This window comes from Zobellella taiwanensis (assembly GCF_003012795.1).
GTDB classification, from domain to species: domain Bacteria; phylum Pseudomonadota; class Gammaproteobacteria; order Enterobacterales; family Aeromonadaceae; genus Oceanimonas; species Oceanimonas taiwanensis.
This window is the reverse complement of the sequence record NZ_PXYH01000010.1, coordinates 103,473-118,199: the sequence shown is the minus strand read 5'-3', so window position 1 is coordinate 118,199 and position 14,727 is coordinate 103,473. Positions and strand designations below refer to the sequence as shown.

The window sequence follows — 14,727 nt, the reverse complement described above, 5'->3', positions numbered from 1 at the left end:
ACCAGCTCGCCTAACCGTCCCCCAAGGCACCGGCAAAGTCCTGCTGGCGCCAGGCTTCGTAGCTGATCACCGCCACCGCATTGGACAGGTTGAGGCTGCGGCTGTCCGGCTGCATGGGAATGCGGATACGGCATTCCGCCGCCACCGCGGCCAGCACCTCGGGCGGCAGGCCGCGGGTTTCCGGGCCGAACAACAGCACATCGCCAGGCCGGTAATCGACCTGGTGGTAATGCCGGCTGCCCTTGGTGGTGCAGGCGAAGATACGCCGCCCGGCCACCTGGGCCAGAAAGGCCGGGTAATCCGGGTGCACCCGGATACGGCCGAAATCGGCATAATCCAGGCCCGCCCGGCGCAGTTTTTTTTCTTCCAGGGAAAAACCGAGCGGCTCGATGAGGTGCAAACGGCAGCCGTTATTACGCACCAAACGCATGATGTTGCCGGTATTGGGTGCAATTTCCGGCTCGTAGAGCGCAATATCAAACATATTGGTCAACTTTCTCCGTCTGCGCGCACCGCGCGGTAAAAATGTCCCTTGCCGTCCAGCCGCCACCAGGCCCAGCCCAGGGTCAGGCCCCTCGCCGCCATAAAGCACAGCATCGCCAGCCAGAGCCCGTGGTTGCCGAGGGGCTGGGCCAGCCACCAGACCGGGAAAAAGACCCCCAGGGTGGAGATCAGCATCATATCGCGCATTTCCCGCCCCCGGGTGGTGCCGATGAAGATGCCGTCGAGAATAAAGCACCAGCAGGCGACCAGGGGCATCGCCACCAGCCAGGGCAGATAGCGGAATGCCTGCTCGCGAACCACATCGATACTGGTGATACGCACTATCATCGCCTCGCCGGCCAGGGCGAACAGCAGCGCAAACAACACCGCCACCACGGCTCCCCAGAACAGGTTGAGCCCGCAGGCCAGCCGAAAGCGCCGGCGTCCGCCCTGCCCCACGGCCTTGCCCACCATGGCCTCCACCGCATAGGCAAAGCCATCCAGACCGTAGGAAATAAACATCAGGAAGTTCATCAGCACGGCGTTGGCGGCCACTACGGCGTCCCCCAGCCGGGCCGCCTGGAAGGTCATAAAGGCAAAGGTCAGCTGCAGGCAGAGCGCGCGGATAAAAATATCCCGGTTGAGCCCCAACAGGCGGCGCAGGGCAGCCCGATGACACAGGGCCCGCCAGAATCCCGCCGCCGGCACCAACTGGCGCCGGCGCAGGGTTCGCCAGACCAGCCAGGCCCCCAACAGGGTGGCCACATAATCCGCCAGTACGGAGGCCGCCGCCGCGCCCTTCACCTGCCAGCCCAGTCCCATCACGAACCAGATATCGAGCAGGATGTTGACGCCATTACCGAGGATCAACAACCACATGGGAGCGCGGGCATCCTGGTTGCCCAGCAACCAGCCCAGCAGGACCAGGTTGGTCAGCGCCGCCGGAGCACTCCAGATCCGCACCATGACATATTCGCGGCCATAATGCTGGACCTCATCGCTGCCGCCGGCCAGATAAAACGCCAGTTCGGTCAACGGCCGATGCAGGGCCAGCACCAGCAGTGCCAACCCCCAGGCCAGCAACAGGGCCCGGGCCAGCACCCGCAGCAGGCGCTGGCCGTCATCGGCGCCAAAAGCCTGGGCTGCCAGCCCGGTGGTCGACATCCGTAAAAAGCCGAGCAGCCAGAACAACAGGCTGATCAGCGTGGCGCCCATGGCCACCCCGCCCAGGTAATAGGCCTCGGCCAGGTGGCCAATCACCACGGTATCCACCAGGCCAAGCAGGGGAACCGTGATGTTGGACAGCACCATGGGCATGGCCAGGGCAAACACCTGGCGATGCCTGGCGGCGTGAAGCAGCGAATTCAATGCCGTAATGCGGGCCTTCAGCCCCGGTAGCGCTTGAGGATGCGGGCGAAGTCGGCGACCAGCTCATCCCCGTCCACCAGGGGAACCTGGCTCTGCTCGTCGAAGCCGGGACGGAAGGAGGCATACAGCCGGCCCTGGGGATCGACCAGGGCGATGGAGGCGGAATGATCGACCAGATAGTCGCTCTGCTCCCGTTCGTGAATACCGTAAATCAGCCCCAGTTGCTGCACCACCGGCATCAACCGTTCGTGCGCGGCGGTCACCGCGACAAAATCGGGATTGAAGTAGGCGGTATAGGCCTTGAGGCGTTCGGGAGTATCCCGTTGCGGATCCACCGAAATGAATACCACCTGCGCCTTGTCGCTCAGCTCGAGCAGCCGAGGGTGGATGCGCGCCAAATCGGCCAGGGTGGTGGGGCAGATATCAGGACAGAAGGTATAGCCGACGAAGACCAGGCTCCAGCGCCCCTGGAAGTCCTGCTCGGTGAAGGACTGGCCATCGGCGTTGGTCAGGGACACGCCCCTGAGCGGGCGCGGCTCGGGATACACCACCACCGACTCGGTCAGGGTATTGGCCCTGTTGTTGTACCAGGCGACGCCGCTCAGCGTGCCCGCCACCAGCAGGGTCAGCGCAAAAACCCAAATCAGCTTGCTCGTGTTAGCCATAATCCATCCAGTGATCCGCGAGTATAAGAACAAAAAGCCACATCAAATGGCTGATTGAAAAGCGGAAACATTGTAGTGCGGTTTGCGGCCCAGGTCTAAACTTCAGCCGCCAGGCCCACTGTACAAAACGCAGATTGAGCACCAGCGAACCGAGCAGATAGAGCGGCCCGGACATGCCTACCACCCAGGGCAGCAGGCACACCAGCACCAGCACCAGGGTATAGAGCAACACACAGGTCTTGGTGAATTCAATGCCGTGGGTCACTGGCAGCATGGGAATGTCGGCCTTGGCATAGTCATCCCGGCGGTGAATGGCCAGTGCCCAGAAATGGGGGGGGGTCCAGGCAAAGATAATCATCACCAGCAACAGGGCATGGCCATGGAACTCCCCGCTGACCGCGGTCCAGCCCAGCAAGGGCGGCATGGCGCCCGCCAGACCGCCAATGACGATATTCTGGGGGGTAGCCCGTTTCAGCCAGACCGTATAGACCACCGCATAGCCGAGCAGGGATGCCAGCGTCAGCCAGGCAGTGAGGGCGTTGACCCATAGCAGCAATATGGCCAGCCCGCCGGCCGACAGGGCAAAGGCAAAGGCCAGGGCCGGCGCCGTCTGCACCCGCCCCTGGGCCACCGGCCGGTGGTAGGTGCGGGCCATTTTGATGTCGATACGCCGGTCGAGCACGTGGTTGATGGCCGCCGCCCCGCCCGCCATCAGGCCAATGCCCAGGGTGGCCTCCACGACCAGCAACGGTTGCGGCAGGCTGGGGGTGAGAAACATACCGACCACGGCGGTCAGCAGGATAAGGGCCACCACCTTGGGTTTGGTGAGGGCGAAATAGTCCCGCCAGGTCAGCTCCCAGTTTCGGGACAACAATGCGCTTCTTGCCATTTTGTTACCTCCCTGTCACGCCACAGGCGTTCACCCGTTCCGGTCAATATCAGCAGCAGTGCCGCCGCGCCCGCGTTGTGGGCCACCGCCACTGCCAGCGGCAGGTGCCACACCACATTCATCACACCCAGGGCCAGCTGCAGCCCGGTGCCCAGCAGCAGCGCCAGGCTCCAGCCGCGCAGGCCGCTCGCCCACAGCCGCCAGGCCAGTGCCAGCAGCGCCAGCACCGTCACCATGGCCCACAGCCGGTGGGCGGCATGGATAGTGATGCGTTCTGGCTGGCTGAGCACACCATACTGGTAGCTTTCGGCCGGCACACCGTGAGGGTGAAAGGCGCTCCATTGCCACTGGCCGAGCCAGTCGCCCTGACACACGGGCAGTTCCAGGCAGGCCATGGCCGCGTAGTTGGCGGCGGTCCAGCCGCCCAGCGCAATCTGCACCACCAGCACCGCCAGCCCGGCCAGATACCAGCCCCACAGGCCCCGCACCGGAGGGCCGGCGCTCGGCCGCCCCCGGCAGGCCAGCAGGAACAACAGCGCCAGTATGGTAAAACCGCCGAGCAGGTGGCCCATCACCACAAAGGGCAGCAGGTTGAGGGTCACCGTCAGCATGCCGAGGGTGGCCTGGCCCAGCACCAGCGCCAGCAGCAGCCAGGCTGCCAGGCGCCAGGTGCGGTGCGCCGGCCTGAGCGAGCCCAGCGCCATCAGCAAAATGGTCACGCCCAGCAGGCCGGCCGCGTACCTGTGCACCATTTCATTGCGCGCCTTGACCGGTTCCAGCGGGCTGTCGGGGAAGCGTTCCGCCGCCAGCTGGCGGGCCTGCTCCGATTTGGGTACCCCATGGAAGCCATAGCATCCGGGCCAGTCGGGGCAGCCAAGACCGGCATCGGTCAGCCGGGTATAGGCGCCGAGCACCACCACCACCAGGGTCAGCGCCAGGGCAAACAGACCGAGTGAGCGCATCGCCAACCTCCTATCCCGCCCGGGAAAACTTGAGCAACCGGCGCAGGTCGCCGAGCAGCGCCTTGCCCAGTTGCCGGTCTTGTTGCTCGTCACCGCTCAGGGCGTAGCGCATGATGAGTTGGCCGGGGGGATCGGCGATATATACAAAGCCCGCTTCCAGCGCTCCGCCGGCAGGCAGACGGATCACCGCGACCCTGTCCTGATCCCGCCCCAGGGCAAGATCGATATTGCGCAGCAGCGGCAGGGCGGCGGCACAACCGGCACAGCCCTCTGCCTCGGGCAGGATCAGCCGCCACTGGCGGGCCCCACCCACCCGGCCCTCAATCCATTCTCCATGGCCGTTGACGCCGGCCTTGAACCAGCCTTGCTCCAGCACCAGCCAGGCCAGCGCCACCGGCAGAACAAACACTCCCAGCAAGGCCCATATCGGTTTATGTTTCATGCCGCCTCCGGAAAAAACACCACGCCGCTACCCAGACCGCCACCGTCATGGCAAACCACTGTACCGCATAACCCAGATGCCGCTCCGGCCCCATGACTACCGGCGGCGCCATGCCGCCTTCCTGCTCCAGGCGCAGCACAAAGGGCAAGACCTGCTGTCCCCAGCGCTGCGCCAGTGCCGCAGGATCCAGCCCGGCGATACGCCGGCTGGCCGGGTCTTCGGCACCATCCAGCGCCAGGGGCGGCTGCCAGGGGCGGATCAGGACACCGCTCAGGGCCACCGTACCCTCCGGCGGTGGCGCCACCACCGGAAGCAGGCCGCGGTCCGCCGCCGCCGGCCACCAGCCGGTATCCACCGCCAGCAGGCCAAAGGATGTTTGCAGCGGCCGGACCAGCCGGTACCCCACCCGGCCGTCGCGGATCTGGTTGTCGAGAAACAGATCGCCTCCCGCCAGGTAAAGGCCGCCCACCCGCAGCCGGTAGCCAAAGGAAGAGTGCAGGGCCAGGGCTTCGTGAAGCTCCAACTCAATATCGCTGCGCTCCCGCCACTCCTGCAGCAGCTGGCGCTTCTCATCAGCCCGGGACAGTTGCCATACCCCCATGGTCAGCATCAGGGCCGTCATGCCCAGGGTCAGCATCAGCAATCCTGTGCTTTTTCCTATACTCAAGGCCTGACCTCCCCCCGGATAGCGAGCCACCATGCTGAAACTGCTGACGCTTTTGCTGTTGCTGCTGATGATAGGCAACCTGCTGCTGGGCCTTAAGGCCATGCTCGGCAACCGGGATCCGGCTCTGATGAGCCGCTATATCGGCCGTCGCCTCTGGCTGGCCGGTGCCATAGTGCTACTGCTGATCCTGGCCCTGTCGCTCGGCCTGGTGGTGCCCAACCCAACACCGGTATAAGGCACCAAACGAGCCTCTATAGAATATAGACAAAAATAAACAGGCAGAGCCAGACCACGTCGACAAAGTGCCAGTACCAGCTGCTGGCCTGGAAACCGAAGTGGCTGGCGGGGGTAAAGTGTCCCTTGTTGATCCTGAGCCACATGATGAACAGCATCAGGGTCCCCAGGGTAACGTGGGCCCCGTGGAAGCCGGTCAGCAGGAAGAACGTATTGCCATAGATGCCGGAGTCGAGCCGCAGGCCCAGATCCCGGTAGGCGTGCACATACTCCCAGGCCTGCAGCGCCAGGAACAGCGCGCCCAGGATGACGGTCGCGCCCAGCCATTGCACCACCCGGGGCCGCTGGTCACGCAGCAGCGCCAGATGAGCCAGGTGGGCGGTCACCGAGGAAGTCAGCAGGATCAGCGTGTTGATCAGCGGCAGCCCAAACCAGCCCATGGCGGTGGTTTCGATTCCCCCCGGCGTCAGCACCAGTGGCCAGACCGGATCGAACGCGGGCCACAGCACCTCGTGGGTCATGGCGTTGTTGCCGGCGCCCCCCAGCCAGGGCACGGACAGCACCCGGGCATAGAACAGGGCGCCGAAGAAGGCACCAAAAAACATCACTTCCGAGAAGATGAACCAGGTCATCCCCTGGCGAAAAGAGCGGTCCATCTGCTCGCTGTACAGACCGGCATGGGACTCGCTGATCACATTGGAAAACCAGCCGAACAGCATCAGGGTCATCACCAGGGTGCCGGCGGCAAACACCACGGGCCCCCAGACGCCGGCGATGCCCGCCGCCCACATGCCCGCTCCCGCCGCCAGCAGGAACAGCCCCAGGGCACCCACAATCGGCCAGGGGCTCTGGGCCGGCACATAGTATCTTTGGGTCTTGACCGCCATGATTGCCTCCTTGCTAGCTGCGTTTGGCCGCCTGTTCAGTGATGTCGTACAGGGTGTAGGACAGGGTAAACACCTCGATATCGGCGGGCAGCGCCTCGTCCACATAAAACCGCATCGGCATCACCGCCCGGGAACGGCCTGCCAGCGGCTGCTCCTGAAAACAGAAGCATTCGGTCTTGCGCAGGTAGCCCGCCGCCACCCCAGGCGATACCGAAGGAATGGCCCGCAGCACCCGGTCTTGCGCCCCATGGCTGGTAACGGTGAAATCCACCTGATGCAGCTCGCCCGGATGGACCTGCAGCCGCTGCACCGACGGAGCAAAATCGCCATTGAGCCCTTTGGCCTGGTAGGTCACAAACTCCACGGTGATCAACCGGTTTTCATCCCGGCCCTGGGACGCCGCCGCCGCTCGGTTCGCGGTTTTTCCGTTCAGCCCGGTGATGTCGCAAAACACGTCATAGAGCGGCACCAGGGCAAAGCCAAAACCGAACATGCCCGCCGCCAGCAGGCCCAGCCTGAACGCCTTGCGGCCATGATCCTTCATTTGACCTCCGGCGGAGTTTCGAAGGTGTGATAAGGCGCCGGTGAGGGCACCGTCCATTCGAGCCCTTCGGCACCGTCCCAGGGACGGGCCGGCGCCGGCTCGCCGCCACGAATGCACTTCACCAGTACCGCCACGAAAATCAGCTGGGACAGGCCGAAGGCAAAGCCGCCGAGGCTGACCAGGGCGTTAATGTCGGCAAACTGCAGCGAATAATCGGGAATACGCCGGGGCATGCCGCCCAGGCCGAGGAAGTGCATGGGAAAAAACAGGATGTTCACCGAAATCACCGAGCACCAGAAATGCCATTTCGCCAGCCGCTCGTCAAACATATGGCCGGTCCATTTGGGCATCCAGTAGTAGGCCGCCGCCATGATGGAAAAAATGGCGCCGGACACCAGCACATAGTGGAAGTGGGCCACCACGAAGTAGGTGTCGTGGTACTGGAAGTCGGCCGGGGTGATGGCCAGCATCAGGCCGCTGAAGCCGCCGATGGTAAACAGCACGATAAAGGCCAGGGCGAACAGCATGGGCACCTCGAAGCTGATGGAGCCCCGCCACATGGTGGCCACCCAGTTGAACACCTTGACCCCGGTGGGCACCGAGATCAGCATGGTGCAGTACATGAAGAACAGCTCCGCCGCCACCGGCATGCCCACGGTAAACATATGGTGGGCCCACACCAGAAAGCTCAGGCCGGCGATGGAGGCGGTGGCGTATACCATGGAAGCGTAGCCGAACAGCCGTTTGCGGCTGAAGGCCGGCACTATGGCCGAGATAATGCCAAAGCTCGGCAAGATCATGATGTACACCTCGGGGTGGCCGAAAAACCAGAAAATATGCTGGAACAGCACGGGATCGCCGCCGCCGGCAGCGTCGAAAAAGCTGGTGCCGAAGTACTTGTCGGTCAGTACCATGGTCACGGCGCCGGCCAGCACCGGCATCACCGCAATCAGCAGGAAGGCGGTGATCAGCCAGGTCCAGCAGAACAACGGCAGTTTCATCCAGGTCATGCCCGGCGCGCGCAGGTTCCAGATGGTGACGATGACGTTGATCGCTCCCATGATCGAACTGATGCCCATGATGTGGATGGCGAACACGAACAGGGCCGTGCTGTCCGGCGCATAGGTGGTGGACAGGGGGGCATAGAAGGTCCAGCCGAAGTTGGGCCCGCCGCCGGGCATGAACAACGAGCTCAACATCAGCAGGAAGGCAAAGGGCAGGATCCAGAAGCTCCAGTTGTTCATGCGCGGCAGCGCCATGTCCGGCGCCCCTATCATCATGGGGATCATCCAGTTGGCCAGCCCGACGAAAGCCGGCATAACGGCGCCGAACACCATGATAAGGCCATGCATGGTGGTCATCTGGTTAAAAAAATTGGGGTCCACCAGTTGCAGACCGGGCTGAAACAGCTCGGCACGGATCACCATGGCCATGCTGCCGCCCAGCAGGAACATGGTCAGGCTGAACAGCAGGTAGAGGCTGCCGATGTCCTTGTGGTTGGTGGTCAAGAGCCAGCGCATCATGCCCCTGGCCGGGCCATGGTGGTGATGGTCATCCGCCAGGCCCAGCTGGTCGTCCGCGGTCTGTGTCCGGTCTAACTGTGTCATCCCTGCCCCCTACTGTCCCTGCCTGGCTTGATGGATGTCCTTGGGCTGCACCAGATCACCGGTGTCGTTACCCCAGGCATTGCGCTCATAGGTAATCACCGCAGCCAGCTCCTTGAGCGCCAGCTGCCGGTCGAAACTCTGCATGGCGGTCCCCGCCTTGCCGTAGAGCACTATATCGATATGGGCGGCCCTGTCCTTCAGCACCATGCCGCTGCCCCTGAGGGCGGGGAAGGCACCCGGAATACCCTCGCCGTTGGCCTGGTGGCAGGCGGCACAGCTGCGCAGGTAAACCTGCTCGCCCAGGGTCATCATTTCCTCCAGGCTCATTTCCATCGCCAGCAACGCCTGCTCGGCGGCCCTGGCCTCTGCCTGCTCCGCCCGCACCTGGTCCAGCCAGGCTTCGAACTGCTCGGGCGGCCGCGCCTCCACCACTATCGGCATAAAGCCATGGTCCTTGCCGCACAGCTCGGCACACTGGCCACGATACAGCCCGGGTTCGTTGATGCGGGTCCAGGCCTCATTGATAAAACCGGGAATCGCGTCCTTTTTGACCGCGAAGGCGGGCACCCACCAGGAGTGGATGACATCGTCGGAGGTGATCAGGAAGCGGACCTTGCGATCCGTGGGCAGCACCAGGGGACGATCGACCTCGAGCAGGTAGTTTTCACCCTTGGCCAGGCGGCCGTCTATTTGCTGGGGCAAGGTCGCGAGCAGGCTGAAAAACTCGACGTCCTGGTCAAAATAACGGTAATGCCATTTCCACTGGGAACCGGTGATTTGCACCGTCAGGTCCGATTGGCTGGGATCCTCCATCGCCACCAGGGTGCGGGTGGCGGGGATGGCCATGGCCACCAGGATCAGAAAGGGGATCAGGGTCCAGAGAATTTCCACCTTGGTGCTTTCGTGGAACTGGGCAGCTTTGGCGCCTTTGGATTTGCGATGATGGATCAGCGCCCAGAACATGACCCCGAATACCAGCAGGCCGATCACCGCGCAGATGATGAGGATGGTCATGTGCAGGCCATACACCCTCTGGCTGATCTCGGTGACCCCTTCGGTCATGTTGAGGCGTCCTTGTGCCCGCAAGGGCAGGCTCGCCAGCACGGAACACAGCACAATAATCAGCTTCACACGCACCCCCCAAAATCCATTTTTTATCCTGGTGCACGGCAAGAACGGAGCCTGTGCCTGCCGGACTACCGCATCCATCGGCCCGGCACACTAAGTAAAGCATTGATTAAGAAAATGTAAAAAAACAGAAAGAGGAATATTGGAAAGCAGGAACGGGAACGGGAACGGGAACGGGAACGGGAACGGGAACGGGAACGGGAACGGGAGGTAGCCTGGCCCCCCATTCCATCCGGTGCAAGTGGCCGGGTCAGAAATCGGTGTTGCGGATCACGCCCACCGCCAGGCCCTCTATGATCAACTCCTGGCTGCGCAGGTCGACCTCGATGGGCGCCAACTCCTCGTTCTCGGGCAGCAGGCTGACCTTGCTGCCCTGGCGCCGGAAGCGCTTGACCGTGACTTCGTCATCCAGCCTGGCCACTACCACCTGGCCGTTGCGGGCCTCCTGGGTCTTGTGCACCGCCAGCAGGTCACCGTCCATGATGCCGATGTTCTTCATGCTCATGCCCTTGACCCGCAACAGAAAATCGGCGGGCGGATGAAACAGCGCCGGATCCAGCTGGTAATGACTCTCTATGTGTTGCTGGGCCAGAATCGGCTCGCCGGCAGCCACCCGGCCGATCAGTGGCAGGCCATCCGACTCCTGGGGCTCTTCTTCCTGGGGCAGGCGGATACCGCGGGAGGTACCCGGCATCATCTCGATCACGCCCTTGCGGGCCAGGGCCTTAAGGTGTTCTTCGGCGGCGTTGGCCGACTTGAAGCCCAGGGACCGGGCAATTTCGGCGCGGGTCGGCGGCATGCCGGTCTGCTGGATATGCTCCTTGATGATCTCCAGCACCTGGGACTGGCGGGACGTGAGGGCTTTCATAGGGTACCTGTCTTTTTATACAGCTTACTGTCAGTATATCCAGTAATACCTCCAGGGCAAGCACTAAAGTCCGTGACCCGGCGGCGGGTGCCATCCGCCGCCGGGTCCCGCGCTCACAGCAAGGCCACCGCCACCCCGACAAAGATAACCATACCGGCGTAGTTATTATTGAGGAAGGCTCGAAAACAGGGCATCCGCTCCCGGTCCCGGATCAACCGTTGCTGATATACAAACAACACCGCCGCCGCCAGCAATCCCCAGTAATAGGGCGCGGCCAGGGAGAAGGCCTGGCCCGCCGCCACCAACAGCAGCAGGGTCACCAGTTGCAGCAGGCCGATGATCAGCTTGTCGCGCCGGCCAAACAGGATGGCGGTGGACTTGACTCCGATCCGCAGGTCGTCGTCCCGGTCCACCATGGCGTACATGGTATCGTAGGCCACGGTCCAGGTCAGCTTGGCGGCAAACAGCAGCCAGAGGCCGGCCGGCAGGCTGTTGCTTTGGGCAGCGAACGCCATGGGGATGGCCCAGGAAAAGGCGATGCCCAAAAACAGCTGCGGCAGGTGGGTGTAGCGCTTCATGAAGGGATAGAGTGCGGCCCAGAACAGCCCGGCGAAGGCCAGCTGTATGGTGAGGACATTGGTGGTCAGCACCAGTAGGAAGGAGACTCCCACCAGCAGGGCGAAAAAGCCCAGGGCCTGGCGTTCGGTCAGCTCGCCGGCGGGCAGCGGCCGGGCATGGGTGCGCTTGACATGGCCGTCGATATGGCGATCCGCATAGTCATTGATGACACAGCCGGCGGAGCGCATGGCAAAAACGCCGGCCACAAACACCACCAGCAGCCAGGGCGACGGCAGGCCTTCGGCGGCAATCCACAATGCCCACAGGGTGGGCCAGAGCAACAGCAGGCTGCCGATGGGTTTATCGAGGCGGGCCAGCGCCAGGTAAGCCCGCCAGCGCGGGCGGGGAGCAGAAGTCAGCGTCGTCATCACAATATTTCCTGATAGGCATTAGCAGCGGGTAAGAACAATTCGGTCACCAGCACCCGCGCCTGGCCGGTGCTGAGCACGGAGCGCCGGCCCCAGGGGCTGGCCGCCGGCTCCGGCGCCAGGCCGGCATGGTCGGCCAGCTGCCGGTATTGGCGGGAGTCGAGCCCGGCAAACTGGAAGCGGCTGCGGCTCAGGTCCGCTGCCTCGAACATCAGCTCGCCGAGCGCCCGACGGCCCAATCCGGCCAGGGCCGGCAAGGCCTCCCGGGTGTCGGGCGAGTACAGCGAACTGGCGAAGACCCAGGGGTGGTCGTCGCACAGCAGAAGCACTTCCCGGCAATAGGCTTGCTCAGCGCCCAGCAACAGCACCTGTTCCGCTGTGAGCGGACGCAGGGACGCCTCGGCCAGGGGCTCCACCCGGAAGTCACGGCAATGCTGGCGCAGGCGCCGGGTGAGCGAGCCGGCTTCTTCCAGCCAGTCGCACAACCGGGGCCGGCCGGCGGGCAACGCCGTCCCCCAGTTCCAGGCATGATCGGCGGTTTGTATCACGCTTTGTTCCTGACACCACAGGGCCATTTCAATTCCCTGGCCTTGTTAGAGTTAAATGCACTTATTCTCTTGACCGGACAGGCTTTTGTTTAAACAATGCCAGCCTGCTCACCAGTCGGGAGACACGATAGATGTTTAGGTTTGTAGCCCTCTGCCTGCTGCTGGCGGTCGCGGGACCGCTCAGCGCCCAGCAGGACGGGGCACCGCCCGAAGGGCCTCTATACTACACCATGACACCGGACATTATTACCAACTACCAGAATTCCGGGCAAACCCTGGGTTATGTGCGGGTGGCGGTCGACCTGATGCTGGAACGCCCGGATCAACAACCGCTGATCGAACAACACCAGCCGCTGTTGCGGGATGCCCTCAACAACCTGCTGGCGGAGAAAAACCAGCAGGAAATCCGTTCCCTGCCGGTGCGCAACGAACTGGCCGCGGAGGGGCAGCGGCGGCTCAACGACCTGCTGCTGCAGGAAACCGGGCAAACCCCAATCCGCCGCCTGCTGTTCACCACCTTTCTCTATCAGTGACGGGCCGCGGGCCGGGGTCGATGGTCCAGCCAGGCCTGGAGCAGGCCGATGAGCGCTCCGCCCAGGTGCGCCATGTTGGCCACCGGCGTGCCCAGCAGATCGGCAAACCCCAGTACCAGCCAGACCACCATGAACACCGCCATGCCGTCCGGCAGGCCGATACCCCGCCGCGGGTTGAGCCGGCCGCTGAGCCAGACGTAGGCCAGCAGGGCATAAACCACCCCGGACAGGCCGCCGAAACGGGGACCACTGGCCCAGAACTGCAGCAGATTGGGCAATACCGCCGCCGCCAGCAACAGGGTCAGCAGCTTGCCATGCCCCAGGCGGCGCTCCACCATGCCGCCCAGATACCACCACCAGAACAGGTTGAACACCAGGTGCATCAGGGAAAAGTGCAGCAGCGCCGGGGTGAAGGCGCGCCAGAACTCCAGCCCCAGCAACAGGTCCCAGCGGGGCGGAAACGACAGCAACCCGAACATGGGCAGCCCCAGCCAGCTCAGGCCATAGATCGCCAGACAGGCCAGCAGCACCGCCATGTTGACCGGCCCGGTCTGGCGCAGCACATCGCTCAGCCAGCCCGCCTCCTGGGGGCTGTGGCTGAACCGTGCCTGGCCATCGCCCCGCTTCCACGAGGCTTCCTGGTAGCGGGGGTGCAGGGGTTCGGCCAGAAAGCGTTTCACTTCCGCCAGGGCTTGCTGGTAGCGGGACTCATTGACCAGCCAGATGCTGACATTGTGATCGTCGTCCAGGGTCAGCTCGCACTTGAGCCCGAGCTCGGCCAGGTAGTCCACAAAAGCCTGGGCCCGGCGCGGGTCGTCGAGCACCAGCAGCAGCTTCATCCGGCCCCGACCACCGCCTGGCTGCGGCGCCAGGCCTCAAAGCCGCCATCCAGGCTGTAGACTTCCTCAAAGCCCTGGTGGATCAGATACTGGGCCGCCCCCTGGCTGCTGATACCGTGGTAACACATCACGATCACCGGGGTCTCGAAGTCCACCTCCTGGGTAAAACGCACCAGGCTGTCGTTGGTAAGATGAAAGGCACCCTCGGCATGGGCCAGGGCAAAAGACTGGGGATCGCGGATATCCACCAGCCGGGCACGTCCCCCGGCCAGCAGTTCGCTGGCTTTGGCCACCGATATGTGGGCAAACTGATCCATAATTTCCTCCTCGGACAAATTCGGGTCAGTTTACCCAATAGCGGCGGCCTTGGCATCATCCGCCCAGGTAGGCGTTGCGTACCTGTTCATTGACCAGCAGGGCGGCGCCGGTATCGGCCAGCACCACCCGGCCGTTTTCCAGCACATAGCCCCGATCCGCCAGCTTCAGCGCCTGGTTGGCATTTTGCTCCACCAGAAAGATGGTCATGCCCTTTTCCTCGCGCAGCCGGGCGATGATGTCGAAGATCTGGGCGATGATGATGGGCGCCAGCCCCAGGGACGGCTCATCCAGCAGCAGCAGCCGCGGTTTACTCATCAGCGCCCGGCCGATGGCCAGCATCTGCTGCTCGCCGCCGGACATGGTGCCGGCCCGCTGGTGCATGCGCTCCTTGAGCCGGGGGAACATCCGGTAGACCTCCTCCAGCAGGCCATGGTGCTCGCCTTTGTCCACGAAAAAGGCGCCCATGTGCAGGTTTTCCTCCACCGTCAGGCGGGAAAAAATCCGCCGCCCCTCGGGTACGATGGCGATGTCGCGGCGCATGATGGCAGCGGTATCCAGACCGCCCAGGTCCTGGCCTTCAAACAGGACCCGGCCCTGGGTCGGCCGGGGATCGCCACAGATGGTCATCATCAGGGTGGTCTTGCCGGCCCCGTTGGCACCGATCAGGGTGACGATTTCCCCCTGCCCGATCTCGACGGTGACGTTTTCCAGCGCCTGGATTTTGCCGTAGCTGGCGGACACGTTATCGACTAGCAGCAT

Annotated in this window: 19 protein-coding genes; 2 read left to right on the top strand and 17 right to left on the bottom strand. The window is 63.6% G+C overall.

What is annotated here, in order from left to right; translation table 11 throughout:
* Positions 1-10: 10 nt before the first annotated feature.
* From C7I36_RS09150 to C7I36_RS09120, 7 genes are all read right to left on the bottom strand, one after another.
* Positions 11-484 (bottom strand): tRNA (cytidine(34)-2'-O)-methyltransferase, encoded by a 474-nt coding sequence (locus C7I36_RS09150; protein WP_106453433.1) that lies wholly within the window; start codon positions 482-484, stop codon positions 11-13.
* Between the two features lie 5 nt (positions 485-489).
* Complete coding sequence (gene dinF / locus C7I36_RS09145) at positions 490-1,800, bottom strand: MATE family efflux transporter DinF (RefSeq protein ID WP_245880083.1); 1,311 nt, start codon at positions 1,798-1,800, stop codon at positions 490-492.
* Between the two features lie 68 nt (positions 1,801-1,868).
* Positions 1,869-2,516: an SCO family protein gene (locus C7I36_RS09140; RefSeq protein ID WP_106453410.1), complete on the bottom strand. Its 648-nt coding sequence runs from the start codon at positions 2,514-2,516 to the stop codon at positions 1,869-1,871.
* Positions 2,509-3,405, bottom strand: coding sequence for a heme o synthase (cyoE, locus tag C7I36_RS09135; RefSeq protein ID WP_106453409.1), 897 nt, complete (start codon positions 3,403-3,405; stop codon positions 2,509-2,511). Before cyoE ends, C7I36_RS09140 begins: the two co-directional genes overlap by 8 nt.
* Entirely contained in the window at positions 3,366-4,367 is a 1,002-nt protein-coding gene (locus tag C7I36_RS09130; protein WP_106453408.1) for a COX15/CtaA family protein, read from the bottom strand. The genes cyoE and C7I36_RS09130 overlap by 40 nt, the downstream gene beginning before the upstream one ends.
* 10 nt (positions 4,368-4,377) lie before the next feature.
* Positions 4,378-4,809, bottom strand: coding sequence for a hypothetical protein (locus tag C7I36_RS09125; RefSeq protein ID WP_106453407.1), 432 nt, complete (start codon positions 4,807-4,809; stop codon positions 4,378-4,380).
* Positions 4,799-5,476 (bottom strand): SURF1 family protein, encoded by a 678-nt coding sequence (locus C7I36_RS09120; protein ID WP_106453432.1) that lies wholly within the window; start codon positions 5,474-5,476, stop codon positions 4,799-4,801. Before C7I36_RS09120 ends, C7I36_RS09125 begins: the two co-directional genes overlap by 11 nt.
* 31 nt (positions 5,477-5,507) lie before the next feature.
* Between C7I36_RS09120 and C7I36_RS09115 the strand changes: the two genes are divergently transcribed.
* The gene (locus C7I36_RS09115) at positions 5,508-5,711 is read left to right on the top strand and encodes a DUF2909 family protein (RefSeq protein ID WP_106453406.1); all 204 of its coding nucleotides are present in this window, start codon (positions 5,508-5,510) and stop codon (positions 5,709-5,711) included.
* A gap of 16 nt (positions 5,712-5,727) precedes the next feature.
* On the opposite strand, the gene C7I36_RS09110 is transcribed toward C7I36_RS09115, so the two are convergent.
* The 7 genes from C7I36_RS09110 to C7I36_RS09080 form a co-directional block, all read right to left on the bottom strand.
* On the bottom strand, positions 5,728-6,597 hold the full coding sequence (locus C7I36_RS09110; RefSeq protein WP_106453405.1) for a cytochrome c oxidase subunit 3: 870 nt from the start codon (positions 6,595-6,597) through the stop codon (positions 5,728-5,730).
* A 13-nt stretch (positions 6,598-6,610) separates the two neighbouring features.
* A complete protein-coding gene (locus tag C7I36_RS09105; protein WP_106453404.1) occupies positions 6,611-7,141 on the bottom strand; it encodes a cytochrome c oxidase assembly protein in 531 nt (176 codons plus the stop codon).
* Positions 7,138-8,748: a cytochrome c oxidase subunit I gene (ctaD, locus tag C7I36_RS09100; protein ID WP_106453403.1), complete on the bottom strand. Its 1,611-nt coding sequence runs from the start codon at positions 8,746-8,748 to the stop codon at positions 7,138-7,140. Before ctaD ends, C7I36_RS09105 begins: the two co-directional genes overlap by 4 nt.
* A gap of 9 nt (positions 8,749-8,757) precedes the next feature.
* On the bottom strand, positions 8,758-9,879 hold the full coding sequence (coxB, locus tag C7I36_RS09095) for a cytochrome c oxidase subunit II (RefSeq protein WP_245880081.1): 1,122 nt from the start codon (positions 9,877-9,879) through the stop codon (positions 8,758-8,760).
* A 247-nt stretch (positions 9,880-10,126) separates the two neighbouring features.
* The gene (gene lexA / locus C7I36_RS09090; RefSeq protein WP_106453401.1) at positions 10,127-10,744 is read right to left on the bottom strand and encodes a transcriptional repressor LexA; all 618 of its coding nucleotides are present in this window, start codon (positions 10,742-10,744) and stop codon (positions 10,127-10,129) included.
* Positions 10,745-10,857: 113 nt separating this feature from the next.
* On the bottom strand, positions 10,858-11,721 hold the full coding sequence (ubiA, locus tag C7I36_RS09085) for a 4-hydroxybenzoate octaprenyltransferase (protein ID WP_425445042.1): 864 nt from the start codon (positions 11,719-11,721) through the stop codon (positions 10,858-10,860).
* Between the two features lie 8 nt (positions 11,722-11,729).
* A complete protein-coding gene (locus C7I36_RS09080; protein ID WP_245880080.1) occupies positions 11,730-12,278 on the bottom strand; it encodes a chorismate--pyruvate lyase family protein in 549 nt (182 codons plus the stop codon).
* 131 nt (positions 12,279-12,409) lie between these two features.
* On the opposite strand from C7I36_RS09080, the gene C7I36_RS09075 reads away from it, so the two are divergent.
* The gene (locus tag C7I36_RS09075; protein ID WP_106453398.1) at positions 12,410-12,811 is read left to right on the top strand and encodes a flagellar basal body-associated FliL family protein; all 402 of its coding nucleotides are present in this window, start codon (positions 12,410-12,412) and stop codon (positions 12,809-12,811) included.
* On the opposite strand, the gene glpG is transcribed toward C7I36_RS09075, so the two are convergent.
* The 3 genes from glpG to C7I36_RS09060 are packed head-to-tail and all read right to left on the bottom strand — an operon-like array spanning position 12,805 to position 14,727.
* Entirely contained in the window at positions 12,805-13,650 is an 846-nt protein-coding gene (gene glpG / locus C7I36_RS09070; RefSeq protein WP_106453397.1) for a rhomboid family intramembrane serine protease GlpG, read from the bottom strand. The genes C7I36_RS09075 and glpG overlap by 7 nt on opposite strands.
* On the bottom strand, positions 13,647-13,967 hold the full coding sequence (gene glpE / locus C7I36_RS09065) for a thiosulfate sulfurtransferase GlpE (protein ID WP_106453396.1): 321 nt from the start codon (positions 13,965-13,967) through the stop codon (positions 13,647-13,649). The genes glpG and glpE overlap by 4 nt, the downstream gene beginning before the upstream one ends.
* Positions 13,968-14,022: 55 nt before the next feature.
* Positions 14,023-14,727 carry an ABC transporter ATP-binding protein gene (locus C7I36_RS09060; RefSeq protein ID WP_106453395.1) on the bottom strand — a complete coding sequence of 235 codons (705 nt, stop codon included), beginning with the start codon at positions 14,725-14,727 and terminating at the stop codon, positions 14,023-14,025.